At 63.7% G+C, this 26921-nt stretch carries 23 protein-coding genes and 3 pseudogenes; 9 read left to right on the top strand and 17 right to left on the bottom strand.

From position 1 onward, the window contains the following. Window positions 1–13: 13 nt before the first annotated feature. Genes ACQP2U_RS22555 through ACQP2U_RS22585 form a run of 7 tightly spaced genes read right to left on the bottom strand, consistent with a single transcriptional unit; the run spans window position 14 to window position 6609 of the window. Window positions 14–1237, bottom strand: coding sequence for an NAD(P)/FAD-dependent oxidoreductase (locus ACQP2U_RS22555; RefSeq protein ID WP_433709301.1), 1224 nt, complete (start codon window positions 1235–1237; stop codon window positions 14–16). Between the two features lie 4 nt (window positions 1238–1241). Next, window positions 1242–2060, bottom strand: coding sequence for a mesaconyl-C4 CoA hydratase (locus tag ACQP2U_RS22560; protein ID WP_433709302.1), 819 nt, complete (start codon window positions 2058–2060; stop codon window positions 1242–1244). 13 nt (window positions 2061–2073) lie between these two features. Beyond that, window positions 2074–3444: an MmgE/PrpD family protein gene (locus ACQP2U_RS22565; RefSeq protein ID WP_433709303.1), complete on the bottom strand. Its 1371-nt coding sequence runs from the start codon at window positions 3442–3444 to the stop codon at window positions 2074–2076. 13 nt (window positions 3445–3457) lie between these two features. After that, window positions 3458–4642, bottom strand: a complete 1185-nt coding sequence (locus tag ACQP2U_RS22570) for a cytochrome P450 (protein ID WP_433709304.1) — start codon at window positions 4640–4642, stop codon at window positions 3458–3460. Next, a complete protein-coding gene (locus ACQP2U_RS22575; protein ID WP_364357716.1) occupies window positions 4639–4827 on the bottom strand; it encodes a ferredoxin in 189 nt (62 codons plus the stop codon). Before ACQP2U_RS22575 ends, ACQP2U_RS22570 begins: the two co-directional genes overlap by 4 nt. Before the next feature lie 46 nt (window positions 4828–4873). Beyond that, on the bottom strand, window positions 4874–5407 hold the full coding sequence (locus ACQP2U_RS22580) for a flavin reductase family protein (protein ID WP_433709305.1): 534 nt from the start codon (window positions 5405–5407) through the stop codon (window positions 4874–4876). A gap of 8 nt (window positions 5408–5415) precedes the next feature. After that, window positions 5416–6609: an acyl-CoA dehydrogenase family protein gene (locus tag ACQP2U_RS22585; RefSeq protein ID WP_433709306.1), complete on the bottom strand. Its 1194-nt coding sequence runs from the start codon at window positions 6607–6609 to the stop codon at window positions 5416–5418. Between the two features lie 205 nt (window positions 6610–6814). Between ACQP2U_RS22585 and ACQP2U_RS22590 the strand changes: the two genes are divergently transcribed. Further along, window positions 6815–7714: a LysR family transcriptional regulator gene (locus ACQP2U_RS22590; RefSeq protein ID WP_433709307.1), complete on the top strand. Its 900-nt coding sequence runs from the start codon at window positions 6815–6817 to the stop codon at window positions 7712–7714. A gap of 622 nt (window positions 7715–8336) precedes the next feature. Here ACQP2U_RS22590 and ACQP2U_RS22595 read toward each other — a convergent pair. Continuing rightward, a complete protein-coding gene (locus ACQP2U_RS22595; RefSeq protein ID WP_433709308.1) occupies window positions 8337–11636 on the bottom strand; it encodes a protein kinase domain-containing protein in 3300 nt (1099 codons plus the stop codon). A 126-nt stretch (window positions 11637–11762) separates the two neighbouring features. Between ACQP2U_RS22595 and ACQP2U_RS22600 the strand changes: the two are divergent. Next, a pseudogene (locus ACQP2U_RS22600) lies at window positions 11763–11957 on the top strand (IS982 family transposase); the annotation flags it as partial. Between the two features lie 491 nt (window positions 11958–12448). Here ACQP2U_RS22600 and ACQP2U_RS22605 read toward each other — a convergent pair. Both ACQP2U_RS22605 and ACQP2U_RS22610 read right to left on the bottom strand, forming a co-directional pair. Further along, complete coding sequence (locus tag ACQP2U_RS22605) at window positions 12449–14050, bottom strand: long-chain-fatty-acid--CoA ligase (protein ID WP_433709309.1); 1602 nt, start codon at window positions 14048–14050, stop codon at window positions 12449–12451. 156 nt (window positions 14051–14206) lie between these two features. Further along, the gene (locus ACQP2U_RS22610) at window positions 14207–15373 is read right to left on the bottom strand and encodes a serine hydrolase domain-containing protein (protein ID WP_433709310.1); all 1167 of its coding nucleotides are present in this window, start codon (window positions 15371–15373) and stop codon (window positions 14207–14209) included. 631 nt (window positions 15374–16004) lie between these two features. Here ACQP2U_RS22610 and ACQP2U_RS22615 point away from each other — a divergent pair. Both ACQP2U_RS22615 and ACQP2U_RS22620 read left to right on the top strand, forming a co-directional pair. Then, window positions 16005–16841 carry an enoyl-CoA hydratase/isomerase family protein gene (locus tag ACQP2U_RS22615; RefSeq protein ID WP_433709311.1) on the top strand — a complete coding sequence of 279 codons (837 nt, stop codon included), beginning with the start codon at window positions 16005–16007 and terminating at the stop codon, window positions 16839–16841. A 118-nt stretch (window positions 16842–16959) separates the two neighbouring features. Next, window positions 16960–17529: a TetR/AcrR family transcriptional regulator gene (locus ACQP2U_RS22620; RefSeq protein WP_433709312.1), complete on the top strand. Its 570-nt coding sequence runs from the start codon at window positions 16960–16962 to the stop codon at window positions 17527–17529. A gap of 366 nt (window positions 17530–17895) precedes the next feature. Here ACQP2U_RS22620 and ACQP2U_RS22625 read toward each other — a convergent pair. Further along, window positions 17896–18340 (bottom strand): annotated as a pseudogene (locus ACQP2U_RS22625) (hypothetical protein). Between the two features lie 1650 nt (window positions 18341–19990). Here ACQP2U_RS22625 and ACQP2U_RS22630 point away from each other — a divergent pair. The 3 genes and pseudogenes from ACQP2U_RS22630 to ACQP2U_RS22640 form a co-directional block, all read left to right on the top strand. Continuing rightward, window positions 19991–20230 (top strand): YbaB/EbfC family nucleoid-associated protein, encoded by a 240-nt coding sequence (locus ACQP2U_RS22630; RefSeq protein WP_433709313.1) that lies wholly within the window; start codon window positions 19991–19993, stop codon window positions 20228–20230. Then, window positions 20227–20520: a type VII secretion target gene (locus tag ACQP2U_RS22635; RefSeq protein ID WP_433709314.1), complete on the top strand. Its 294-nt coding sequence runs from the start codon at window positions 20227–20229 to the stop codon at window positions 20518–20520. The genes ACQP2U_RS22630 and ACQP2U_RS22635 overlap by 4 nt, the downstream gene beginning before the upstream one ends. Window positions 20521–21358: 838 nt before the next feature. Beyond that, window positions 21359–21544: pseudogene (locus ACQP2U_RS22640) on the top strand (DUF6973 domain-containing protein); the annotation flags it as partial. Between the two features lie 611 nt (window positions 21545–22155). Here the strand turns inward: ACQP2U_RS22640 and ACQP2U_RS22645 are convergent. From ACQP2U_RS22645 to ACQP2U_RS22660, 4 genes are all read right to left on the bottom strand, one after another. Further along, a complete protein-coding gene (locus ACQP2U_RS22645; protein WP_433716805.1) occupies window positions 22156–22509 on the bottom strand; it encodes a hypothetical protein in 354 nt (117 codons plus the stop codon). A 138-nt stretch (window positions 22510–22647) separates the two neighbouring features. Continuing rightward, window positions 22648–23700, bottom strand: coding sequence for an NAD-dependent epimerase/dehydratase family protein (locus ACQP2U_RS22650; RefSeq protein WP_433709315.1), 1053 nt, complete (start codon window positions 23698–23700; stop codon window positions 22648–22650). A gap of 39 nt (window positions 23701–23739) precedes the next feature. Beyond that, complete coding sequence (locus ACQP2U_RS22655) at window positions 23740–23880, bottom strand: hypothetical protein (protein ID WP_433709316.1); 141 nt, start codon at window positions 23878–23880, stop codon at window positions 23740–23742. Window positions 23881–23990: 110 nt separating this feature from the next. After that, on the bottom strand, window positions 23991–24626 hold the full coding sequence (locus ACQP2U_RS22660) for a TetR/AcrR family transcriptional regulator (RefSeq protein ID WP_433709317.1): 636 nt from the start codon (window positions 24624–24626) through the stop codon (window positions 23991–23993). A gap of 85 nt (window positions 24627–24711) precedes the next feature. On the opposite strand from ACQP2U_RS22660, the gene ACQP2U_RS22665 reads away from it, so the two are divergent. Both ACQP2U_RS22665 and ACQP2U_RS22670 read left to right on the top strand, forming a co-directional pair. Continuing rightward, window positions 24712–25365: a class I SAM-dependent methyltransferase gene (locus tag ACQP2U_RS22665; RefSeq protein WP_433709318.1), complete on the top strand. Its 654-nt coding sequence runs from the start codon at window positions 24712–24714 to the stop codon at window positions 25363–25365. After that, on the top strand, window positions 25362–25556 hold the full coding sequence (locus ACQP2U_RS22670) for a hypothetical protein (RefSeq protein ID WP_433709319.1): 195 nt from the start codon (window positions 25362–25364) through the stop codon (window positions 25554–25556). The genes ACQP2U_RS22665 and ACQP2U_RS22670 overlap by 4 nt, the downstream gene beginning before the upstream one ends. Before the next feature lie 568 nt (window positions 25557–26124). On the opposite strand, the gene ACQP2U_RS22675 is transcribed toward ACQP2U_RS22670, so the two are convergent. Both ACQP2U_RS22675 and ACQP2U_RS22680 read right to left on the bottom strand, forming a co-directional pair. Next, window positions 26125–26346, bottom strand: a complete 222-nt coding sequence (locus ACQP2U_RS22675) for a zinc-binding dehydrogenase (RefSeq protein WP_433709320.1) — start codon at window positions 26344–26346, stop codon at window positions 26125–26127. A gap of 73 nt (window positions 26347–26419) precedes the next feature. Continuing rightward, a complete protein-coding gene (locus ACQP2U_RS22680) occupies window positions 26420–26818 on the bottom strand; it encodes a hypothetical protein (RefSeq protein WP_433709321.1) in 399 nt (132 codons plus the stop codon). Window positions 26819–26921: the final 103 nt, after the last annotated feature.

A 26921-nucleotide genomic window follows, 5' to 3' on the forward strand; every position in this document is an offset into this window, starting at 1 on the left:
GCCCGGGGAAAACTCAGCCGATGCGCACTTCTTCGTGATCCGGCACATCGGGAACGACTTGGCGCAGTGAGGGATTCTCTCGCCTCAGTGCCGCACGAATTTTGACGAACTCGGACCGCCGCTCGAAGGCCAGCACGCCGGTTACCGCCTGGCCGCGCCGGTACAGGAAGAGCGAGCCGTCGGAATTGCGGTTCTCCAGCAATTCCTCATCGCCCGTCAGATATCCGGCGAATTGAATGCGAATTCCATGCTGGTCGGACCAGAAATACGGCACGTTCGCGCAGACCGCGCCATCGAGTTCCCGAATATAATTCACGGCGTTCATGGCGGCGATACGCCCTTGCTCCGCCGCATTGGTCCAGTGCTCGACCCGCATGATCGCGTCGAATCGTGGATTAGGCCACCGGACGGCATCGCCGGCCGCGAAAACACCCTCCGATGCCCGCAGCTGGGAATCGCACAGAATCCCGTTGTCGAGGGTCAGACCCGAGCCCTCCAGCCATCGCGTGGAGGGACGCACCCCGGCCCCGACGAGAATGACGTCCGCGCGAACTCGGGTGCCGTCGTCGAGAACCAATTCCCGGCCCTCCGCGATGTGGGCGACATCGATGACCGCCCTGCCGAGGAACAGCTCGACACCGGCGTCTCGATGCAACGCCGCGTAGGTGTCGGCTACCGGAGCTCCGAACCTGCCGAGGGGCTTCGGGGCCATATCGACGAGCGAGACCGCACGGCCCTCCTTGACGAGCGTCGACGCGAACTCACCACCGATGAACCCGGCGCCCACGATCGCCACCGACTTCGCGGTATCCGCGACCGCCGCACGCAGGGCGCGGGCATCCTCGAAACGACGCAGCGGATAAACCTCCGGAAGCCCGGCGAAGACAGGCGGTATCACCGGCTCACAGCCGGTCGCGATGACGAGCGCTCGATACCCCAGTTCGCCCTCGGCGACGCGGACCCGCCGCGCGGCGAGATCGAGACCTAGGGCCGAAGTTTCGAGCATGAAGTCGACTCCGTGCCGACCGAGCTCGCCGACCGACTGGTAGACCAGGTCGTCCAGTTCGAGCGGATCGCGCAACGCGACTTTGGACAGGGGCGGGCGCTCGTAGGGCAGGTGAGCCTCATCGCTTACGACCGTCACGCTCAGCTCGGGCGCAAGTCGGACGACAGTTTCCGCCGCCCGCAACCCGGCGATGGAACCACCCACGATGACCACATCGGAGACCGCTGTCATGCTCTCAGAGCTCCGCCAGCGTGCTCACAGCGCAGACGGCGCCGGCGGCACTGCGAGCCTCGGCCCCGTGGATCAACCCTTCGGGGCCGGGTACGACGGTGAAGGTCTGCGGTTTCGTCATGGGTGAGACGAAGCGGTATCCGAATGTGTTGCCGCGCAGGTCGATTCCCTCGCGCCGCATATGCTCACCCATCATGAGCGCGAGCAAGGGCCCGTGGATGAGCAGCCCGTCGTAACCCTCTTGCGCTGTCCACCCGAGGTCGTAGTGGATGCGGTGCGCGTTGTATGTCAATGCGGAGAACCGGAACAGCGTTCGCTCGTCCACGGCCAGCTCCAGCCTCGGCCCGCTCGGCGGCGCGGGAGCAGCCGGCGCGGGCGGCAGCGTGCCGGATCCGGGCGCGCGGTAGACGATGTCCTGCTCCTCGCGAATCACCAGCTCGCCGCCCTGGAAGATCTCCTGGAGGACAGTGACCAAGGTCAACGGGCCGGTTCGGCCGTCCTTGTCGAGCGAGCTCTTGACCGAGGTCACTTTGGTAGCGGGCTCGCCGATCATCAAGGGGCCGAAGGTCGTCACGCGTCCACCCCCGAACATCCGTCGGCGGTCGGCCTCGGGAGGGGCCGGTATCCCGGTGACCGGATGACCGTCCGGACCGAGCTCACGTTGTCGACCGCGCTCCAGCAGATACGCCCAATGCCACAGCGGCGGCACCGGATCACCGGCGGCACAGGGCATCTCGATGTCGAGCATGGCGGCGAGCGACTCGGTCGGCTCGGCCGCGATTATTTCCGTTCGCTCGATCGTCTCTGACTTCTGATCAGTCACCAAGGCAGTTGTCTCATCTTTCTGCTCGGAGTGCACTCAGCAGTTCTGAAAGATCGGAAGCGTCTTCCAGGTTCTCGACCGCGTGCACGAGTCGGCGGGGAATCGCTGGGTCGATCGGCGCCAGCAGTGCTTCTGCCTTCGCGACGACCTCCTCGTGGGACATCGGGTTCAGCGCCGAGCCCTTGGCGGTAGTCGGGTTTCCGGCGAACAGGGTGATCGTTTCGCCACTGGTGAACTCCACGTCCAGACGTGGTCCGTCCTCCAGTTCGATGCCGGAGTCGACGTGCATCGAGATCTTCGCGAAGGTCTCCGCCACCAGTGGGTCGTTCATGCGGGGCGGCTCGAACTGGTCCAGTCCGACACTGCCGTTGCACAGTGCGACACTCATCGCGTAGGCGAGGCTGAACTGGGCATCGAAGACGGTCTCTATCGGGTCGACCGACAGCATGTTCACCGCGGTCTCCGAGGCTTTGATCGAAATGTGGTGTATATCAGCAGGTTTCAGGTCGCGCGTGCGAATCATCGCCAGAACCGCATCGATCGTGGAGTGGCACCCCCGGCAGCAGGCGTAGGGCTTGATGTACGCGGTCGCCACGTTGTAATCCACGCCCAGGTCAGCGAGCGCCTGCTCGGGGAACCCCTGTCCGTTGTTGTAGGTGGCATACAGGCCACCCCATTCGGCTTCGAAAACGCTACGGGGACCGGTAATTCCGGCCTGGGCGAGGAGCGCCGCGTCCACGCCTGTCTCCCCTGCTTTGCCGGGGTGGATGCGTTTGGTCATGGCGCCGTCGTCCTTGAACGCCCACACACCACCGGTGAACGAGCCGGCGATTCCGAGCGCGTCGGCGAAGCGTTCCGCGTCCAGGTCAAGGGTTTTCGCCGCGGCCGCGGCCGCGGCGAAACTGCCCATGGTGCCGCTCGAGTGCCAGCCTCGGCCGGTATGCGCGGCGAAACCTCCGATCGCCTGCAACGCTCGGTAGCCGATGTCGTATCCGGCGATCGTCGCCGCGATGAGCATTCGCCCGTCTCCGCCCGTCGCCTCCGCCACGGCCAGCGCCGCGGGCAGCACCGTCGACCCGGCGTGGCCCGGCCCACCTCCGTCGTCGAAGTCGCGCGCATGGGCCGCAGTGCCGTTCGCGAGCGCGGCATGAGCCGGCGAAACCCGAAAGGGGGTGCCCCACACCAGGCTTCCGGACTCGGCGCGCACGCCGGTGAGTGCGGTCCGCACCCGCCGGGCCTCATCGGTGTGGGCACCGGCCATCGCCACGGCCAGGGTGTCCAGAATATTCTTCTTGACACCAGCGACGACTTCACCCGGAATATCGTCGAATTGAATTTTCGCCCAATTGGATGCCAGGCGCTCCGTCAAAGACTCGGCATTCATCACCATGTTCCCCTTACACCGGATTCAAGTTCACGGTGAGCGCCTTGACGAGCCAGCGGCCGCCACTCTGTCCGATTTCGGTGCCGTCGTCGACCACCAGCGCATCGGGGTGCTGGTCGGCCAGATACCTGACCACTTCTTCCATTTCGACCCTGGCCAAGCTTTGACCGAGGCAGCCGTGACTGCCGGTGCTGAATGTCAGCGGGGAATTGGATTCCCGGTCGAGGCGGAATTCGGTGGGACGTTCGAAGCGCGCCTGATCGCGGTTCGCGGACCAGACCGCCACATGCACATCGGAGCCTTCCGGAATGATCGTTCCGTTCAGCTCGATATCTTCGGTCGCCACCTTGCTCACGATTCCGGGCCGCGGATACAACCTGATGGCCTCGACCACGGCGGCAGGAATCAGTTCGGGATCCTCGATGAGTCGCCGCCAGGTCTCTCGATCACGCAGCAGTGTCCACACGACCAGGCCGGTTTGATGCGAGGTATTGACCGAGCTCGCCTCGAGCATGGCGGCGGCCTCGTTGAGCAGTTCATCCTCCGACAGCTTGCCCGCTTCCCGCTGGCCGATGAGGAAGGACAGCATGTCGTCGCCGAGGGCCTGTTCTCGCTTTCGCGCGATGAGAGCACGCAGATAGGCGAAGAGTTCGGCGTAGGCGTTCACGATCACGGGGGTGAGGGCGCGGTCCCGATGCAGCAGTGAGAGCGTCCGCTCCGACAGGCTGGCGACCAAGGGCTCGTCCGCCGCGGGTGCGCCGGCGAGATAGCAATAGATCCGCGCGGGAATGCGCTGGTCGATCCCGGTGTGGAAATCGATGGGAGCGCTCGTATCGAGATCCGCGACAATGCCCTCGACGATCTCGCGAACAATTCCGCGGATTTCCTGCACAGTGTGCGGACCCATGAACCGCGCCATCGGCGCGCGCAGCCGGAAGTGACGCGCACCCTCCGCCATGATGACGCTATTGGCACGGAATTCGTGAGCCAGTCCGTCGGTGATTCCGAACTGTTCCATCAGTTCGAGCGCGGCGTTCTTGAAGCGCGTATTGCGCAGGACCGTGGTCGCGAGATCGTAGGTCAGCACTGTGTAACCGGATGGACCGAGCGCCAGTGGGCCGTCCGGCAGGGCTCCGCCCTCGTGCGCCTGGGCCTGCGGAGCGAACGGATCGAAGCGGGGCAGTAGTGTCTCCGTCATCGAGAGATCGCTCCCATCGGGCAGCACAGCACGACCTCGTCGAACTCCTCCTGCCGATCGTCCTCGATCCGCGTCTTCAATTGTGCGAGCGAGCCGTCCGCGCCGATCTCGAAGACATCGGGCATCAGTGCGGCGCAGGTGCCGTTGGCATCGCAACGGCCGAAATCTACTTTGACATTGATCATCTCGGGGTCCTTCATCTGAGATGCGGCGCAATGCCGAATAATTCGGCTAGCTCCGCTGGGATTTGTCCGAGCCGTCGCTCAAGTCGACGAACCCACCGCGCAGGAAGATCAGCGGTGGTTCGCTGGCACGCAGTTCCAGCGTCTCGACCCGGCCGACTACTTGGTAATGGTCACCGATCAGGTCCACCTTGAATCGCGTGCACTCCAGGGCGACGATCGCCTCGTCGAGCAATGGCACGCCGTTGACCGACTCACTCCAGCCCACGTCGTGGAAGCGGTCGTCACTCGGTCGCGAGAACGTCCGGCACACCTCGCTCTGGTTGTGCCCGAGGATATTGACGCCGAAGCGACTCGCGCCGTACAGGCGCGGCCAGCTCCTGGCGGAGCGGTCGATGAAGAAGGCGATCAGCGGCGGATCCAGCGAGACCGAGGTGAACGAGCCGATCGTCATACCGACCGGCCCGGACCTGGTGGCCGCGGTGACCACGGCCACGCTCGTCGGGACATGGCCGAGAACGCGCCGGTAGTCGATGGGAGCTGCGGCCGGTTCGGTGTCGACGGCTTTCACGGTGGTATCCATGGCCGTCCTTACAGAACCGTCGTGGGCTCTTCGTTGCCCAGCAGCACCCGACCGTAGGCTTCCCTGCCGATGTCGGCGCTGACGTAGGCGTGCCGGGCCGCGATCGAGGAGTCCCGCCAAATTCGGCTCAGCACATTGACCTCGGCGAACGAACCCGAGCCATTGGCGTTCATCAGCTCGTCGATCGCTCGCGTGGCCAGCTCGGCGACCACGCCGGTGTCATTCCGGATGCGCGCCCGGGTTTCCAGGTCGAGTCGCCGGCGTTCGGCGGCCGCCTGGTCGATATCGAGGCAAATCCGATTCAAGGTCATTTCCGCTAGGTGCAAATTCGTGGCTGCCTTAGCGACGGCGATCTGATGGGTTGCCGACAGCTTCGCATGCGGGAAATTCGTGTAGGCAACAGGCTTTTCCGGCAATTTGGCTCGGGTGATTTCCAGCGCGTGCCGAACCATACCGATCTGTGCCGCTACGAGAATGGCCGAGGCGACCGCGGTGAAGCCGATCGATGCCATGTGCTCGTCTTTGTGCGGAGTGAGGTATCGGCCTTCGGCCATTTCTTGGAAGCGCTGTACCCGATGCTCCGGCACGAAATGGTCCTCCACCACAATGGTGTCGCTACCCGAGCCCCGCATTCCGGTGACGAACCAGGTCGGTTCGATGGTGAAGGCCTCGGCAGGAATCAGCGCCAGGCCCACCTCCTTGCCACCGTCGAGAGGAATACCCACGGTCGCCCAGTCGGCCGCGAAGGAACCGGATGCGTACGGCCAGCGGCCATTGATGTGATAACCGCCCTCGACCGGCTCCGCCTTACCCGGTGAGAAAATGCCACACGACGTCGCCTTCGGATTCGACCCGAACATGTCCTCCCGGGCCTTTTCGGAGAAGGTCGACGCGAATCCGGTGGCGGAGGCGAGCAATGCGGCAATCCACGCGGTGGAACCGTCGCCTCGTGCGACCTCGGCGACCGCCTCAACGGTCGTCCGCATGCTGGCCCCGTGCCCGCCGAGTCGCCGATCCACGAGCAGATGGAACAGGCCGGCCTCGGTCATCGCCTTGACCACCTCCGGGGCGATTCGGCGAGCCTCGGAGCCCTGCGCGGCGTATTCGCGGATCAATGGGACCAGATTGGTCGCGCGGCCAACCAACTCCGCGTCCGGAGCGCCGATGTCGGACCTGACGGCGGTCAACGACGACTGTGTCATGGTGCCTCTTTCCTGGTGATCATGCGAGAAACTGTCGTGATCGACATCACGGACCAGCTATTTCAGAATGCGGAATCGGACGGATGGAGTACAAGACCAGGAACTTCGCAGACACTATGCGTCCGGCGCATAGTCACATTCGGGCAGCTACCGACCCAAAAAATCGACTCTCGGCCGCAACGTTTTTCGACGTATCATCCCGGGCATGCAATTGCGTGAACTCGAATGGTTCATTACTTTGACAGAAACCGGAAATATGACAACTACGGCCGAACAACTGAACATCAGTCAGCCGACGCTCTCACGGGCTTTGGCCCGGCTCGAACGCAAGCTCGGCGTGAAACTCTTCGACCGTAACCAGAATCGGCTGCGGCTCAATAAGTACGGCGAGATTTTTCGCGCGCACGCGGTCCGCGCTATCGATGAGATCAACCAGGGCGAAGAGAGAATCGCCACCCTCGTCGACCCGGATCGCGGAGTGGTCTCACTCGGGTTCCTGCATTCATTCGGCGGATGGTTGATACCGCGGCTTCTGGATCGCTATCGTGCCCTCGCGCCACGCACATCCTTCGAGCTCTGCGGCGGTGCATCCGACGCCGTGGTCGATGATGTCCGCCATGGGCGAATCGATATCGGCTTCGTCGCTCCCCAACCCACCGCGGACGATCTGCATTGGCTGCCGCTGGGCCACGAGGAACTTGGCCTCGGCGTCCCGCCGGGCCACGCGTTCGAGGGCCGCGGCGATATCGCGGTCGCCGACCTGATGGACGAGCCCATGGTAGCGCTCAAAGTCGGGTACGGCCTGCGTCAGGTGACCGACCGCCTCTGCCGCGAGGCGGGATTCAGCCCCAGAATCGAAACCGAGGTGACCGAGCTGTCCACCCTCCGGGCACTCGTGGCGGCGGGAATGGGCGTAGCCATCATCCCGGCCGCACAGCCGGGGCACCCGCCCACGACTCCTACCATCCCGTTTCGCGACCACGCTGTCTTCCGGCAGTACGGTGCAGTGACTCGCACACATGGTCCGAGTGGCCGCGCGGCCCGGCGGTTCCTGGAGTTCGTCGCGGAGCAAATCGAACGTCAGCAGCCCCCCACGAGTCGATGAATCACCGCAACCGCTCCGACGAGGTAGGGCTGCTCGCGGTCGGCGCGATGGGCGACCGCGCCCCCACCTGGAATGGGATGCGGTCGCCGGCGAGCCGTACTGGTTCGCGGTGCACGCGTTCGGCGAAGGCGGAGTGACGCACGGCGGTTCAGCACGGAGCCGCCGTGCACCGCGCCGAACAGGCCGGCCTTGACTTTGCGGGCCGGGTGCAGCTGCCAATAGATCTCGGTGGCCTCGTCGTACTTGCCGTCCCGCAGTGGGTGATTTCTCGAACGGCCGCGATCAGAGCGCTGCCAGTCCGTTTGCCCGCCCACTGACGAGGGCATGGCGGTCGGGGCTCACGCAACATCCTCGAAGGTGCGAGGTGTGGAGGGGTGTCGGGTATGGGGGCGAGGGCGACTATCGCAGCCTGTCGGGCGCAGTCGTTGCGCGAGGTCGGAGTCGACCTGAGCCGCCGTCTATTGACGCGCGCGCCCGCTCGCGATTAGCGGATCATTCGCCTAATCGACCCGAGCGACGGCCGCTAGGTGCGCCGTCTCGTCTTCGATCCGCTGACGGCCACGTAACGCATATTTGAACCCGGCCGACTCAGCTGTGCCTGATTAAAGTCGGGGTCGTCCGCTCATGTGCCGGAAAGCTTGTTTCGCGATTCGGCGATCCATGCCGCGATCTGTGTCCGTGAGGTCAATCCCAGCTTCGTGAGGAGATGCTCGACATGGCGTTCTGCGGTGCGCGGCGAGATCACCAGGCGAGCGGCGATCTCCCGGTTGGTCAGCCCTTCGGCGACTAGTTCGGCGACCTCACCCTCGCGTTTGGTCGGTTTGCCACCAGTGGTGGACGTCGGAGTTGTCGAGACGCGTTCACCGAGCGCGTAGGCGATGGCGTCGTCGAAACTGAGTGCGGCGCCGTGTCGGCGAGCCGCCGCGAAGCTCTGCTCACCCATCAATCGTCGGGTTTTGCGTTCGCATTCGTCCTGGTAGACGCGCAGGTTCGGGAAGAGTACAAGGGGGCTCCCCACCGACTGGCCGAGCTGCTCTGCGGCCGCTGTCAACACGACCGCTCGCTGAGCATCGTTTCTGTCGGCGGCGATCCATGCCAAGGCTTGTAGGCACTGGGTCGCGTTCAGGCGGTCTCGGACTCTGCGGCCTGCATCCAGTGCCTGCCCGAGTTGTCGAGTTGCTCGGGTGTGATCACCTTGCCGCCACACCACAATGGCCCGCGCCCACAGCGTGTACGACCGAAAGCTTGATTCTCCGCGCTCCTCGGTAATCACGAGCGCGCGCTCGTAGCATTCGATTGACTTCTCCGTGTTCTCGAGCAGCGCGTACGTGAACCCCAAGACCCCCACGGCCATGAGCTGGAATAAGGGGACGCCTCGTTCGGCATGCACCTGGGCGTACCCCTGGACGGCTTTCTCGAGATGCGGGCGTGCGTCGGCAGGATTCCCACGGAACAGCGAGAGAAGTCCGGCGGCGAGATCGACGTGTGCGCGGGTTAAAAGGTCGGTCGTCTGCTCGGTGAGTGCTCGCCCCTCGCGCATGGGAGCGGCCATCGCATCGACGTCGCCCTGTATTCCGGCCAGATAGACGCCCAGACACAGCGCCGCGGCCCGGTCGACGGTAGCCGGCCCCGTCTGGCATGCCAGAAAACGGTCCAACCAGCGCCGCCCCTCAGTGAGCGAACCGTGAGAGTGCCAGAAGGGGAAGAGAGCAATCGCGATCCGAATTCCGGCTTCGGGACTGTCGGAGAGGCTGAATTCCATCGCCTGCCGCAGATTCGGTAGCTCCCGGCCGAACCTGGTTATCCACTCGAGCTCCCGGGAACTGAGCCAGTCGGCTTCCGCATCCAGCGCGAACTGCTGATACCAGTCTCGATGGCAGCGGCGAAGTTCACGGTACTCGCCGGTCTCCTCAGCCTTCTCGAGGCCGTAGTCGCGGACGGTCTCGAGCATCCCGAACCGTACCGCGGGACCCGACTCCTGCCGTGTCAGAATCGACTTGTCGACGAGGAATGCCACCTTGTCCAGGAAATCCTCTGCCGCAAGGCCATCACCCCCGACATATTGCGCGGCCTCGAGTTCGAAGCTGCCAGCGAACACCGACAGCCGAGCCCACACGCGTTGTTCGGCCGAGGTGCACAGGTCGTAGCTCCAGTCGATACACATACGCAACGTCTGCTGCCGCGACGGGGCGCTCCTGCTGCCGCGGGTCAGCAATGCGAACCGATCGGTCAACCGCTGCAGAATCTGTTCGGGCGACATCGCCCGCAACCGGGCCGTCGCCAACTCGATCGGCAACGGCAACCCATCCAGCCGCTGACAGATTCGGGCGATGGTGACCTTGTTGTCCTCGGTGAGCTCGAACCCCGCGACAGCTGCGGCAGCCCGTTCGGAGAACAGTGTCATCGCGTCGCTACGGGGTAGGCGCCCTGGCAGCCGATCGGGATCGGGGACAGCGAGCGGGGGAATAGGCAGTACCGCTTCCCCGCCCAGGCCGATCGGCTCGCGACTTGTCGCGAGAATCCGCAGACCAGCACACGCGAGAAGCAGGGATTCGGCGAGCTTCGCCATCGCTGCCACCATCTGCTCGCAATTATCCAGCACAAGCAATAATTTCCGAGGGGTGAGGAAGTCGACTAGCGCCTCGTGCAGCGGCCTTGCCGACCGGTCTCGCAACCCCAGGGCGGCCGCCATGACACCTTCCAACAGCGACTCGTCATGCAGCTCACCCAACTCCACAAAAGTGACGCCGTCGGGGAAACCACGTTGCATATTGGTGGCGATCCGGATCGCCAGCCGCGTCTTGCCCACTCCGCCGATCCCGGTCAACGTCACCAACCGCGAGGTCGACAACAAGTGCTTCGCCTGGATGAGCTCCGCGCGACGGTCGACGAAACTGGTCAACTCCAGCGGGAGCCTACCGGTTCGGCCCGAATCCGAAGGCGTCTCCGACGGCCGACGCGCGTGCGACGCGTGCTCTGGAGCGATGGACTTCGCGATTCCGGCTGCTTGCTCTGCTTCGGATCTCGTGTACAGAGCCATCTCATCGACCGGGAAACCATGGCGACGTTGTACTGCCTGGAGTTGTTCTCCCAGTTCCGCAGCAGGGGGGCGCCCTACCGGGTCACTGGACATGGCACTTTCGATGATGGTGCTGGCATCCTCGGAAATGCCGTGATCACGCGGGGCCGGGACGGGCTCGGCGGTAATCCTGAGGAACTGGGCCACCAACTGCTCGCCGCTGCGTCGTTCGAACGCGGCGTGACCGGTGACCGCGGCGAACAACGTCGCACCCAGGCCGTAGACATCCGTCGCGGGACTCGGTGGCTCGCCAGCCACCACCTCTGGAGCAGTGAACGCCGGTGTACCGGTCAAGATCCCGGTAGCGGTGACGAACCCGCCCTCGATATGGGCGATTCCGAAGTCCGTCAGCGCTGGCTCGCCGTAGTCGTTGAAGAGGATATTTGCCGGCTTGACGTCACGATGGAGCACTCCGAAGCGATGCGCGGTTTCCAATGCGCCGGCCATCTTCACCCCGAGCCGCAGCGCTTCTTGCAGCGTGAGCGGTCCGTTGCGACGGATCCGCGCGTCGAGGGAGCCGTGAGGGTAGTACGGCATGACGATGAAGGGACGACCGCTACAGGTTGTGCCGACCTGCAGGACGTTGATGACGTTAGGGTGCCCGGTCAGCCTTCCCGCTGCGTGCTGTTCACGAAAGAAGCGCGCCTGATTGTCCTCGTCGAGATCGGCGGTGAGCACCTTGACCGCCACGATGCGGTCCAGCGAGCCCTGCGTGCAGCGGTAGACAGCGCCGAAACCGCCACGGCCGACCTCCTCGGCGTGATCGAAGCCGGCCGTCGCGAGTTCCGCTACGACCGAACCGGACACGTCGCGTTGCGTCGGGAATGGATCGACGTCGCTCATCGACTACACCGATTCATCCCGTCCAGGCCACGGCCGACAGGCGCCACTATTACCTCTCGATGATGTACCTCAAGAGTAACGCCGGTCGCCCCGGGTGGAGACCGACATATAGACCGGGCGAAATCACCGTTGCGGCAGGTAGTCGCGTCGATCAACCAGACCCGCGAGGCCCAGCTCGACCTCGAACGCCACAGCGGTCGCACCGTCGCCGGTGTCTGCGGCCGCATGCTGCAACGCCTGGTTGCGCTCACCGCCGCGATCTGGCACAACGACAAAACCAACGCCCCGGTCCACCGGTCACTGACCGCCCACGACCACTGACCGGCGGTCGGACCCACCGCCTGGAATCACTCATCTCGTCGGGGTCAACACCGGGCCTCCAGTTCCTGTCGATAGTCATAGGTTGTTGCCGAGCAGGACGCGACGCACGTGGTCGAGATGTTCGCGCATCGCGTCACGGGCAGCTTGCGGGTCTCGTTCGCGGACGGCTCGCGCTGGCGGCGCGGGCGCGCTCGCTGAGTTTGTTGTAACTGGTGGCTGGAACCGTTGCCGCCCTGCGGTAAGAAGGCGGGATGCCCGCCGAAAAATGACAGCTCATCGACGGTATCCGGTGGCACACCCGCACCGGAACACCGTGGCGAGATGTGCCAGCGCGCCGTAGCGGCGTATCGGCTGGGAATGGTGTCGACAGCTTCCTGAGTCCGTGGCGTACGCTAAGCGGTTCTACGTAGCGGAGAAGCCTGGTCCGCTCGAGTCGAGGTCAGGAGTGCCATCGGTCAGTTCGGCTGCACCACAGCGTCACAGACGTGCGGTCAGTCTGGGAATTGCTCACGCAGAGCGGTTTTGCGAAACTTGCCGGTAGCCGTGCGCGGAATCGCGGAGACGAACTCGAATCGTTGCGGCACTTGCCATTTCGCGAAGGCGGTCAAGAGATGCTCTCGGAGTGCGGCAGGTGCGACGGTGTGCCCGATTCGGGGCACCACGACCGCAAGTGGACGCTCGCCCCATCGAGGGTCTTGGACCGCAATTACCGCCGCCTCCGCTACGGCTGGGTGATTCATCAGGTGGTTTTCCAGGTCGACTGAGGAGATCCATTCACCTCCGGATTTCACCAGGTCCTTCACCCGGTCGCAGATGCGGATACTCCCTCGTCCATCGATGCGTACGACATCACCGGTGCGAAACCAGCCATCAGCGGTGAAGCTGTCGGCACCCCTGCCGTTGTGGTAGCCCCGGGCAACCCAAGGCCCGCGTACTTCGAGTTCACCGACCGCTCTGTCGTCCCAATCGATCGCAGCGCCGGCGTTGTCGACCGCGCGGATCTCGATCAGCGGAAGAGCCCTGCCCTGCCTAGTTCTATACGCGTAACCAGTGTCGGGATCGTCATCGATCTCGAGTTCGCGCGGTAGCCGCGAAGTCGCTCCCAAGGGCGCCAGTTCGGTCATCCCCCACGCTTGAATCACTTCCAAGCCGTGCTTGTCGTAACCTTCGAGCATCGAGCGTGGAACGGCAGCTCCCCCAACGATCAGCCGGTTCAGTCGTGACAGATCCCACCGATGCGGATCCGCGTCGAGGGCGGCCAGCATGTCCATCCACACCGTGGGAACGCCAGCGGTCACGGTAACGTGCTCGCTCGCCAGTAAGTCAAGAATGTTCTTGGGATCAAGCAGAGGTCCGGGAAAGATGATCGACGCACCAACGAGTGCGGCTGCATACGGCAAGCCCCAGGCGTTTGCGTGGAACATCGGAACCACCGGAAGAACGGTGTCTTGCATCGAGATCCCGACGACGTCCGGCAACGCTGCGGCCATCGAGTGAAGGACGAGGGCGCGGTGCGAGTAGACGACGCCTTTGGGGCGTCCTGTTGTGCCGGAGGTGTAGCACATTACCGCCGCGCTACGCTCGTCGACCGCTGGCCAAACCATTGGTTCTGCTGTCGCGATGCAGGATTCGTAGGCAATCGTTCCGTCAGGAACCGGCTCGCCCGACGTGACAACGATGACATGGTTGAAGGAGTGGGTTCTGATAATGCTTGAAGCGACATCCCATAGCGATTCATCCACGACAAGTACCGAGTCGCCGGCGTCGTCAGCGATGAACGCTAGTTCGTCTGGGTGCAGTCGTGGATTGAGGGTATGCAGGGTCGCGCCCATCGCCGGCACGGCGAAGTACAACTCGAGATGTTCGGTTTGATTCCATAGCAGCGTGGCCACCAGGTCCCCCGGGGCGACTCCGAGGTCGGCGAGAGAAGTCGCAAGACGTCTTGCGCGACGGGCACATTCGCCGAGATTGGACCTCACGATATGACCGTCTGGCCGGCGCATAACCACGTCAGCGTCGGTAAACAACTGCGCACGTTCGACCAAAGTGGTCAGCAATAAGGGGTGCTCGTCCATCGTGAGTGCGTTGATCATCGTCTTTCTTCTCTCGTCAGCGGGTGACATCTATGCATCGACGACTGTGTGGAGGGAACCGGTTGCGGCGGCTGTCGTACGTCGCCACCACAACAGCGCCGAAATCGATTGCACTTCAGGTCTGCGTCGAGAAATGGAAGTCTCGCCGCAGTGGGTCTAGTCCAGGACGGCCGACTGAACGAGGTCGGCATAACGCTGGTGCCGTTCAGAGCTGTGCGAGTCTTCCATCAGGCCTGCGGAGAGAAAGACGTAGGAGATGTCACGGGCCGGATCGACCCAAAAGCACGTGGAGCCCGAACCTACTCCACCGAACGTTCCTGGCGAAGAGAGAAGCCCGAACGCATGGACGAAGGCTGCGGGTCCTCGAACGTAGAAGCCCAGTCCCAGGTTCGCCGGAAATTCGGGCCAGCCGCGCTGTTGGCGGGTGTAATCCCACAGACTGTTCGGGAGATCACCTGTCGCCACTGTGGTGGCAAGCCGCAGGATTGCCGGACTCAGCACGCGGACACCGTCGAGTTCACCGCCGCGACGCAAGGCCTCGGCGAATCGGAGCCAGTCCGTCGCGGTAGTAAACGCGCCACCTGCCGGAATCTCGACCCCCTCGATCGCCGAAGCGACAGCGACACCCTCCAGCATCGCGGGATCGAACAGGGCGGACCCGCGGTCACGGACGATCACGGGAACCGCCCGGTCGGCCAGATCTGCCCGCAGCCCAGCACCGAGTGAGGTGTCGGACATGCCGAGTGGTTCGAGCAAGTCGTCGTTCAAGATTCGACCGAACGTACGGCTGCCGCCGTCCACTCGGCGCACGATCTCGGCGAGGACACTGTGTCCGACCACCGCCGAATAGCTGATGGTCGTCCCGGGAACCGACTGTGGAACCATCTTGCACACAGCAGCAGTGGTCGCCTGGATGTCGCTCAATACTTCCGGTGGAAGAGGCGCGCCCAGGGGCAGCCCCGCCTTGTGCAACAGCAGATCGGCAATGGTGGTGTTGCCCTTGCCGTTTGCCGCGTATTCGGGAATGACCTCGCGGACTTGCGTAGTGAAGGAGATCTGACCGCGATCGATGAATTGGAGCACTGCGGCGTTGGTCATCGTCTTGAACATGGACAGCGTGACGAAGACCGAGTCGAGTTGCATTGGGCGCCCGGCTGCCCGGTCGGCATATCCGATCGCCTCGTGGAGAATGACCTCACCACGCCGGGCGACCAGTACCACTGCCCCGTCGTATTTCTCGGCGTCGATGTCGGACTTGATAGCCGCCGGAAGAAGCGATAGACGTTCCGCGTCGATGCCGAGTGATTGTGTGGCAGTGGTCATGTTGGACTCCTCAGTTGTTGAAATCACTGGCTCCGCAGTCCAACTCGCTTGTCCAGCTGTTGAACGTGGCCGCGATTCGTCGGCAGACTCAGGATGATGTACATCATCCTGATTGTCAATCGCGCCAAATGGGCCGCAACACCGACCACTTACGGCGGGCATCGCCCGACACGGCACGATCCCTTGGGCAACCGCGACACAACCCCTTGCAGGGGCAATGGCGCGGCCACATCCGGAGACGTACTCACATTCGGGTGCGGCCATAGCGAATCTCGAAGGCTCGAGCAGCCCAACGACGACAACGGCGGACCTCATGCCGCCCATGCCGGCGACGTGATCAGCCCGAGCCGATTCGACCGATTTCGCTACTGGTGCGGACGGCAGCCCCGAACGGGTGGACCGGACCTACGAACACAGAAGCCGATGCGCCGGAGTGGCGAGCCTTCCTCACCATCTGCACCGATGAGCGATCCCGAATCCGCTACCCAACTCGCACGCCCGGCGGTCGAGCGGCGCCGCAAGGGCGTCCATTGACAATCAAGATGATGCACATCATCCTGATTGCAGATCGCCAACTGCGCTGCACTCCGCTTCGGGGTGCGCAGCGCCCGAGAATGAAGGAATCCTTCGGATGACCGAATCATTGACCCAGTTCACGATCACCGAGGCAGCGGCGGGATATTGGAGGGTGACGTTCAGCAATCCGCCAATCAACTTGTCGGATACGGACACCCTCCTCGAGCTACAGCGTGTCGTCGGTCTCATCGAGTCCGACGACACGTTGCGGGTCGTTGTGTTCGACAGTGCTGACCCGGACTTCTTCATCAATCACTACGACGTCTCCCGGTTCGCCGAATTCCCCTTGGCGCCCGGGCCGACTGGTCTGCCGACGTTCATCGACACCACGACACGGCTGGCCACCTCCCCGGTGATAACCATCGCGTCCATCCGCGGTCGCACACGCGGCGGGGGGTCTGAGATCGCCCTGGCATGTGACATGCGTTTCGCCAGTCTGGAGCGAGCGATCTTCGCGCAAATCGAAGTCGGGGCGGGCGTCTTCCCGGGAGGTGGCGGCATCGAGCGCCTGCCTCTGCTCGTCGGACGGGCCAGGGCACTCGAAATCGTCCTCGGCAGTGACGACTTCGACGCAGCAACCGCGGAGAACTACGGCTGGGTGAACCGCGCGTTCCCCGACGACGAGCTCGACGCCTACGTCGACAACCTTGCCAGGCGCATCGCGTCGTTCGACAAGCCTGCGCTCGCTGAGGCCAAGCGGTTGATCAACCGCAACACACTGCCGTCCGCCGAGGATCTGGTGCAGACACAAGACGCATTCCTCGACGCATTCTCCTGGCCCACTGTGCAGCAGAGGGGGGCCCGAATCCGGCGTCGAGCAGGCGAAGTGGGTCCCGACTTCGAAGCACGCTTCGGCCATCACCTCGGCGATCTTGGCGGTGACTCCAATTGACGACCCAGAGCGGCTCACCTGAGTACGGCCACAGCCATGGCGTACGTTCGGCTGCACAGGGTAAATGCTAAGTTCGCCGGCATCAGACTGATGTCGGATCAGGCTCGGAGGTCTATTCGTGGGTAGTTCGCAGGCCGACAAGGCGGCAAGCCACGATCGCATCGTCAACATCGCTGCGACCCGAATGCGTCGTAGTGGCATCAACGGCGTCGGGGTAGCAGAGGTGATGCAAGAAGCCGGCCTGACCCATGGTGGCTTCTACCGACATTTCAAGTCCCGAGAGGAATTGGTCGCTGCCGCGGTGGAGCGCGCCTTGGTCCAGGGAAGTGCGCGGACTATGGGCGCGGCCGAGGAAGGCGGCAGACAGGCGTTCGAGGCGATCGTCGACGACTACCTAAGCCAAGCCCACCGCGCCCATCCCGAGGCTGGATGCGCGGTGGCCGGGTTGGCTCAAGATATTTCGCGCGCCGATGATCGAACCCGCCTGGCTTACGGTCATCAAGTCGAGCAGTATCTCGAGCTTTTCGCCGGGTTGACGCCGAGTTCGGACGCCGTTGCCGATCGACGTCGCGCCTGCTTAGTGCTCAGCGCGCTGGTCGGCGCCATTGCCATGGCGCGAGCCGTCAGCGACGTCGACTTCTCCGATGACATCCTCTCCGCGACTGCGGCGGCACTCAAGGAGCTCTAGTCGGCCGCGGCGATTGCGGCTTGCCACCCGTACGGTGGAACATCTTCGCCTTCATCAAAGAAGCACAGTGTGGATGACGTCGGGGCTCTCGGAGACGAAGCCAACTACGGTGGCACGCCACCCATAGTCGCGGTATCCCAGCTTCCAGACAGGACGACGCCGCCGACTGTGCCGCGGGCAGTGGCCGTGGCGGCCGGGTTTGGCACCGCGCGCCTGATGGTCAGGAAGGAACGCCCCCATCCCGGTCGACCGCGCGCCTTGGCGGCTGTAGTGCCGCAACCATTCAGACACGCCACAATCCACGAGGTTGTAGAGAGAATCGAACACCGGTGTGCCGCACCGCTAATCACCGGCACAACCCGAGGCCTACGTTGGATCGGCACCATCGTGGAACATCCAGCGTTCGATGACATCCAAGCGCGGCGCATCGACGGCATTCTTCCAACGGCGCAGCAGGTCGCTGTAGCGCTGGTATGCCGAGGCCAACCACGGTCTGTGGGTGGGAAGTGAGGTCCATCCCGCACGGTGCAGGGCAGTAGCCACCCACTGGTCGAGGATGCAGCAGGGGTAATCGGGCTCGCCACCGCCGGCGAAGCAGCGGAACTTGGTGAAGAACGACGGCCCTAGAGATCCGATCGCGTTTCGCCGGTCGCAGCAGCGCGTACGCCTCACCCGGTCGGGTGCGGCTCAGACGCGCTGCGGTGCACAACAACTCACCGGCGCCGTCGCAATTACCCGCCATGGCGGTGGTGCGGCCGCGGGCGTGTCGGACGTTGGTTCCACTCCCCCACGCGACCGCGTTCCACAGCAACCGCAGCGGCCCTCGGGATCGGCCACGGCGTGCTCCGCGAGCCCGAACAGGTCACCACGGTTTATCGGCGAGGCCAGCAACAGGTCGGGAAGACCCTGCGCGGCGAATTCTCTTGCCCACCATTGGTGATTGATATCAACTCGATGCGCATGGATGTAGGCGGGCGCATCGACGGCGGCGGTGAACTCGCGCAGCTCGACCGGAACCTCCAGCGTGGACAGGTCGGTTGCGCTCATCCTTGCTGCCACCGCAATCGCCCGTCACTGGCTACGTCGCACACCATGTGCTTGCCTGTTTTGCTGGTACCGGTCGCTCCCGCCGGGCTGCAGAACGCGCCAGCAGTCACAGACTTCGCAGGAGCTGCCACCGAAGGCGTGGCAGGCGCGGGCGCGACCGGCATCACCGGATGTGCGGGGACAACGGTCAGAGCGTCAACCGCCTGCGTGGGCGGCGGCGCCGGAACGACGGTCGTGGCCGGCGAGGGCACCGCCACGATGGTGGAGGTCGGCGCGACGGTCGTCGTGGCGGATGTCGACGCAGTCGTGGTGGGTGTTGAAACCGGCACTGATGTGGTGGTCGGTGCCGCGCTGGAGGCTGTTGCCGATGTGGGAGCGGGTGTCGAATCCTGTTTCGGCGCAACCAGTCCCGCTACCACGAAAACCGGAAGCGAGGCAGCCAACAGCCACCCCGCCGCTTTGCGGCTACCGATGCGCGCCCAGCGCAGGCGCCCGCGAAGGAGGCCGATGAGGGCGACGACGACCATGCCCATCCAGACCAGAACAAGGACGGAGGCTACTGCTTGCATAATGCTGATCCCCTGCTTTGATGCGGCAACGCAACCCCGCTGCCCAGCGACGCCGTCCTCACACCCGGACGACTCAGCTCACCTATAGGACACGCGCCCGCAGGTGTTACCACCGCTTTGTCACCCGGCGTCGGGTTGGAGCCGATCTTCTGGCATCAATGCGTCAAGCCCCCTGGGCTCCATGGTGATTCGGATCGCGCAGCGACGGTGACGCTCGAGCTCTCGCAGCCGTGGACGCCGGGAGTGCAGATCAGGAAGTAGGCGTCACTGGATACCGGCTTCTCCTACCCTGCAGCGATGGCATACCTGCTGACCTGGAACGGCGATGCCACAAACTTCGATCCAGATTCCCACCGTGATCTCATCACTCGGACCGAGCAGTTCGAATCGGTGCAGCGATGGTGCAGCGCCCGGGGCCGGACACCGCTCGATCATTACTCACCACATCGCAGGCGGCCACCAAGAGCGGCGCTTCGTTCGGAGAAGTGTGCGACAACGCACGAGGCCATCCCGCGTAGTTACTCCCCTTGAGGCTGGCTGACGGCAGTTCAATGGTAGAACTTCTGCTTCTGGCACAACAGGATTCGGCTCTCTGCGATCTTCTTCGCTTACATACTTCTACCAGCATGAATAGCTCATAGCTATCTTCTATTGAATCGTGCTGCGCCGCATCGGTTTCGGCCGGATTCGGCTGAAAATACGGAGTAAATACGGAGTGTCGTATGGGCCTTGCCGCGACCGTGCGAGGCACCGTGAAGGCCCCGGGCAGTAGCCGAAGCCCGATCTAGGTAGGCTCTCGGGAAGCGGCACTCGACGGGGGAACAGCGATGAATAGCGATGAGCGAATGCTCGAGATCCAGCAGATTAATGAGCGACTCGCGGCGGTGCGCGGCTCCGCACGTTCCAGAGACGGCAGCGTGAGCATTGAGACGGACGCCGGTGGTCGGATCACCGACCTCTACATCGCCGACTATGCGATGGACAACGGCCCTCAGCACCTGGCCGACCTCATTATCGATCGTCACCGTGCCGCACTGGGCAACGCCGAAGCCGCAGCCGTGCAACTGTTCGAGGAATCCAGATGAACGTCGACCCCGTGAAGATGCGCGCACTCGCCACGACCGTGCGCATGAACGCGGGCAGGATCACGACCAAGACCCCGATCGCGAAGGTGAGCCGTGATCTGGCTCGCGAGCGGATGGCCGGTTCGAACCTCGCCGTCAAAGTCGAGGAATCACTGAAGGCGCTGGACACCGTGCTGGCTTACCACAATCGCCGCCTGAGCAGCTTTTGCGACAACGTGGAGACCGCCGCGGGTGTCTATGAGCAGACAGATGCCGACTGGGCTACCCAACTCAAGCAACTGGGGGGCTAGCGATCGCGGATGACAATTCGCTGACCATATCCAAGGTGCTCGGCTGGGATCTGCGCTATCTCGGTCAGGTTGTCGACATGATGAACGAGACCTACAAGTTCATCGAGACCGAGGCCACCGCAGCGGGAAACGCGATAGAGCAGTCCGACGACTACTTCGACAGTTCAGCCGGTGACGCAGCACGACGGCGCGGCCAAGAGGACCGCACCGACACGATTCAGACCTCCGACGTCATCGAACAGATGGCGTCGAAACTCAGCTCCCTGGTCTCGACCCTGGAAACCAATATTTCGGCGATCCGGACCCGCAAAGCCGAAGCCGAGGACTCGAGATGGGACCTGTTCGTCACCGAGGACGGCCACGTCAAATCCCGGACATCGAACGCCGAAACCTATAGCGACTACTTCCCGTTCGGTGATGTCGCGGTAGTTGCGAAGGAAATCGTCACCCGGCGTCTGGACAACTTCATCTCCGCCGCCTTCACGCTCGTGCAAAGAGCAGACCAGGAAGGCGCGGAGATCTACATCAAGGAAATCGAGAAGCTGTCCGACCGGGTGAAGCAAGGGCTCGTCGTCAAACCGGACGATCCTCAGCTCGCGAAAATCCTCGAGGACTATCAAACCGATGTCTCCACCGGGCTACCGAGACTCTGGCCGGTCGGGTGGCCAGCCGACATCCTCAAGGATAACGGCATAAACGTGAGCCCTTCGCTGATGACCTCCGAAGAGATCTCGGCCATGGAGAACCTGCTGCAGAGCCAGGGCGTCGGCGCGTCTCAAAAGCCCTTACCCTGCCCGATCTGGCCAGGAATGCCGCCTTGGCGGAGTATCCGGACTCCGTGGCCGATGGCCAAGGCGATGCCTATCGGCACATGTACTGGAACGCTCTCATGTCGCAACAATTCGGTGAGGACTGGGCGCAAACATACGCCACAGCACACGAAAAGACCGGCGGCAATACGCCGCAACGTGAAGCAATGGACCTCTACAACAACGAAATCGGGCGCGCGATCGGGGCAGCCAACCCCAAAGCCACCCCCGAAGAACTGGCCGCGCTGGTCGGACAGCAGATCAAAGACGGCAAAGCAGTAGTCATCCAGACGTCGAATGCCGATGGCAGTCAACTGCCCGCCCCGCAGATCACCTGGAGCAATCAGGTGACCGAGGCGATGACCGGATCGCCAGCTGGCGTCGGTATTCCGCTACCCGGGAGCAATACTTCCGTTGGACCAGCACGAAAGTCGTGTACCCGGACACCGTGCTCACCCCGCTGCACTCACCCGGCGCCGATCCCAAACTCCGCGTGGCTCCAGCGAATTGAGCCGAATCGGCGGATGGCGTCCGCGGCGCAATCGGAAGGGTGCCCAGTCCACGCGGCCAAAGCCGCCGTCGAGATCATCGTCACCCCGACGCCGACCACCTGCCAGCGACTTGTAGGTGAACACCCCCGGCGTGGGCGGCTCGGTCGCGACTTGGCGCTATTCAGTGCATCGTCAACCGCACCGACAACGACCAGTCAAGTTGTCGGGCACGAAATCGCAAGCCGCACACGGCATCGGGGCGGAGACGACACTCAGCGTGGGCCTCCGCCGCAAGTCGCGAACCGCCTGCACCTGCTTCCGCATTTTGGCCTTCTTCACAAGTTTTTGCCCGGTTGGCTTACCATGCATGTTTCGGCGACGTCCGAAACCATCTTCTTGGTGACCGCCGTGAACCCTGATCCGTGCGCCGAATCCCTACACGTCAAGTTGCTTCCGTTCGGGTTCTCCGTCAACCAGCGGCGCACGTACGCCTGCCGGCTGGTGCTCGCCATGGTAGGTGTTCGGCATCGAGGTCGAGCCGGTTGGATCGCCCATTCACGTTGCGGCAGTTCGCCGAATTGAATCGGGTCACGTACGTCGTCGTTCTCGAAGTCGTAGCGGGGATCGAGATCACCTCGATGAGCACGATCCTGATACCAGTCGTCGATGTTCCCCACTCCGAGGTCCACCCATTGACCTTGCCGCACACCACATTCCGATTTGGTGTGCGCCCGATTGTAATGCGGTGCGATCGGTGCACTGGGTGAATCGGCTGGAGTCCGTACGCCCGGGTAACAGGATAGGGTTCGGGATGTTCATCTTGCGCGTTACAGCTGAGACAACGCACGGAGGTGTTGGGCGAAGTATCGGTCTTCTTCTGGATAATTGAAGAATCGGCTGAAATACCGGTCGTCGGGCTGCGGCAGGAGTTGAGCTGGGTCGTCGCTTCGCGCGGTCGAAACAAGCCAATCGTTTTGTGCGCGAACTGTGTCCGCGTAATTGCCAGCCGGCTGATAACCGAGGGCGACCGCGGCACCGGTGTCGAGGGTGACCGGGTCAGGCGTGTCCCACGGCGTCGCCCCGAGTGTCGGGTGTTCAGCCGTCTGTAGCGGTACTTCCGCCCATCGATATCCCAGATGGTGAGTGATCATTCTGGAGATCTCCGCCGCGGTGGGGTAATCGGGGTCAGCGATGTTCAAAATACGGGCCCCGGGCCGCCGGGCGACGGTCTCCACCAGTGCCGCAATATTGGCTGCCGCCGTGGTATGGATGACCCCCGCACCGCGATTCGCCAGCAGCACAGCCGGTCGTCGGTCGAGTACGCGCTTGACGAAAACCCACTCGCGTGGCCGACGCGCGCCTATGCCATGAACCAAAGAGGGTCTGAGGACGCTGATCCGTAAACCGCTGTCGAGTGCGACATTCTCGGCTGCGACCTTGTTCGCGCCATAGCCTTCTCGGGAGTTGTCGTCGAGGTCTCCAGGCGGCATGACAGATGCTGATTCATGGAGCGGACCGTCAAACCTTGGTTTTATCTCGGAGTTGGCGTGATTTCCCTCGGCGTCGACGTATACGGCTTTGCTCGACATCAGGACAGTCGAGGTCGCGTGGTGCGCAAGTTCCACGAGCACGTGCGCATCGCCGCCTGTGTAGCAGACGCAGTCGACCAGTAGATCGAGCCCGCTTCCGAGGACGGCGTGCAGTCGGCGACGATCGCAGCGGTCGACCGCGACGAATCGCACGCCCGCTGCGATGAGTTCGCTCGGCATATTGCCAGGGTTGCGCCCGGTAACTCGAACATGCCAACCTGCGGTCGCCAGATGGAGCGCGATCGCCCGACCGATAACTCCGGTGCCGCCGAGGATGAGCGCTCGAGTCATTCCGCGAGCTTAGTGGTGTCACTCGTAGGTTCGTCGGGGTCAAGTCTTGGTGGCGGGTTCGTTGAGGTAGAGGCCGGAGGCGGTTTCGAGGGCGTCTTCGGGTGTGCCCGTGGGGAATCCGGCGGGCAGGAGTGAGTCTTTGAAGGGATGCTCACCGAATCGCGGGTCGCGTGGATGCACTTCTCGAGACAGGCGTATAGCTGGCTTAACGCGACACGAGCTCCCGATTGAGTTTCCGTGGTTTCAGGCCGCAGGCGTAGTGGCCGGTTCCCGCCTCCGGCGTTGCCTGGTCACGGCTGTGAGCCTGGTTCCACCAATGTGCGCAGTGTCATGGCGGCGATGTGGTCTTCGAGCCGCTGCCGGTCGGGCATGACCGTGCTGCGGAAGCGATGGGCGGCCAGGAAGGACAGGATCAGCCAGGCGGCCGCGTCCGGGTCGAGGTCGGAACGGAGTTCGCCCGCCCGCTGCCCTCGGAACACGACTTCGGCCAGGGCGTCGGCGAGGGCGCTCATGTGCTGGCGGACGGCTTGTTCGACGGCAGGTTCGGCGGTCAGGGTCATCGCGTCGGCGAAGATCACCCCGAGTGAACCCGGGGCGTGCAGTTCGTCGATGTGGCCGGGACTGAGCAGGTGCGTCAAAAGACCTGCGACCGAATCCGTTTCGGCGGCAAAGGCGCGCATCATTGCCGACATCTGTCCGGAGGCGTGTGCCACGACAGCGGCGTAGAGCCCCGTTTTGGAGCCGAAGTTCTGAAACAGCACCGGCTCGGTGACGCCGAGCCGCGCCGCGATCTGAGCCATGGTGCTGCGCTGGAACCCCGACTCGGCGAAGACCACAGTGGCGGCGTCGATGATCGACGCGCGCCGGTCGGCGGCACTGAGGCGGGTGCGCCGCGGATCTGCGGGCGTCGAGGATGCGCGAGCCATGACCTCATCGTATCGACTCTTGCACATTAACTTAGTAGCAACTAAGTTACGAGCATCTTAGTCGTCACTAAGTTAAGGAGTGGCCATGAGGCTCGGACATCTGATGCATCACAATCCCAACCCCGGCACCGCCGGACTCACCATCGATCACGGACGCAGCTATGACGTTTTCGGTGCGGTGCTCTTCGGCGGACGTCGTGGCCGCGTCTACCGCCGCCTCGCCGAGCTGAGCGGCGCCCGTCCCGGCGATCGGGTCCTCGATATCGGTTGCGGCACAGGCTATTTGACCCGCCGGCTAGCTTCGGTCGCCGCAACAGTGGTCGGCCTGGATCCATCCGCGGCGGTCCTCGAGCGGGCCCGCCGGATCACCGTCGAACCGAACTGCACCTACGCCGTCGGCGTCGCCGAATCGCTGACCGCCGAGGATGATTCGTTCGACGTGGTAGCGAACTGCTTGATGCTGCACCACCTGCCCGAGGATCTGCGGGCGACGGCATTGAGGGAGATGCGACGGGTGCTGCGCCCGGGCGGACGGCTACTGATCGGCGAATTCCGGCCACCGGCGAATCCGATCGGCAGACATCTCGTCGGCGCGCTGACCGGCCCAGCCATGGAACACAATCCGATCCACCTGCTCGAACCGATGATCGCCGACTCGGGCTTCGGGCAGATCACCTCGGGAGATCTGCACCCGTGGATCCGCTATGTCACCGCCATCAAGCCGGACACGGTCGGATGAGGCACCCAACAGGCCGGGCCGTCGGTGCGGTGCGGGTTATCGCACTACCACTGATCATCCTCGGCATCGCCGCGCACCTGTGGCTGGGCAGCATGGTCGGACTCGCCGTCGCAGGCATCGGTCTGGCCGCCCACCTGGTGATCGCCGTATTCGGCGGCCGATGGCTGCTGCACCGCACCAGATTCAGATAGTCCAGGCACGACCGGTATCGGTGCGGTCTGGGCCTATCGGAGCCGTTGTCGTGGGATCGGCCGTCACCGGCCAGGACCGCCATAGATCCGTCCAACCCTGCGTCAATTGATTTGCACCCATGAATACTGCCCCGGCTACCGCATGAGCAAGGTCCGGAACTGAGCGCTTGGCGGGTGGTTGGCGGCAGTGGACAGTCGGCTCCGGACAAGGAGCCATATGGAACCCATTGCTTCCATTGCCAGTGGCAAGGTGTGATCGATCCCTGTTCGAGCGCGGTCAACGCGGCGCCTGCGTCGGTCAACGAGTAGCGCACGCTCACATTTGGCCGCAATCCTGACGCGACCAAGTCGCTCAGGGCAGCCATCGACTCCGCGAAAGCGGAAGGGCGAGAGCGCATGTACTCCCCCACGCCACCCCTGCGACCGATATGTTAACCGATTGACCTCGACTGCGGGAATCCCTTCGCCCAACGCGAATCCGATGACGAGAAGGTTTCCCTCGCTCGCGAGCACCCGGATCGTGTCATCGAATGCAGCCCCCCGATCGGATCCAGCACGTGATCCACCCCTACCCCGTGGGTGATGTCACGAACCCGCTGGGCCCATCCGGCACGAGTGGAACCACATGGTCAGCGCCGAGCGCGGCGAGTTGCTGTGCGACACCTTGCCGACGCGCCACCGCGATCACGGTGGCGCCCAGTGTCTTTGCGATCTGGATCGCGGCGGTGCCGACGCCGCCGGCGCACCGAGAACGAGTACGCTCTGACCTGGATGGACGTCCGTACGGCACGTCATCGCGAAGTGCACCGTCTGGAAGTTCGCCGGCGATCCGGCGGCCTCGCCGAAATCGAGTTCGGGCGGCTTCACAGTAACCATCTCGGGAGCGGCGGCAACGAATTCCGCGTACCCGCCCAATTCCGGGCAGAAGGCCACCACCTCATCGCCCTGGGATACGGCACCTCCGGCAGGTGCGGAGACAACGACACGGACACTTCCACGCCAGGGACGAACGGCGGCGACGCGCAACGGGTATTCCCGTGCGTCATGAGCAGATCGGGGAAGTAGACGCCCACCGCGCGGATGGCGACGAGGACCTTGTCGAAGAACGCGCCCATGAAACCGAACTGCGGACTCGATCCGTGCAGCCAGCGATAGAACCATGGCGCTTGCCATGATCGCGGGCCCCACGAGTGATCGCGCAATCCGGCGCCGGCGATCTCGAACACGGTGCCGTCCACGGTGATCGCCCCCGCGACGGCCATGATCTGCTCGTAGTGGTTCGGTGCGAAAGCGGGACCGTCGCCATCGAAGTTCTGCGCATGGGTTCGCAGAGTCGAGTGAAGGTCAGACCCACAACACACTCGA

It is taken from the genome of Nocardia sp. CA-084685 (assembly GCF_050955785.1).
Classification (GTDB): Bacteria; Actinomycetota; Actinomycetes; order Mycobacteriales; family Mycobacteriaceae; genus Nocardia.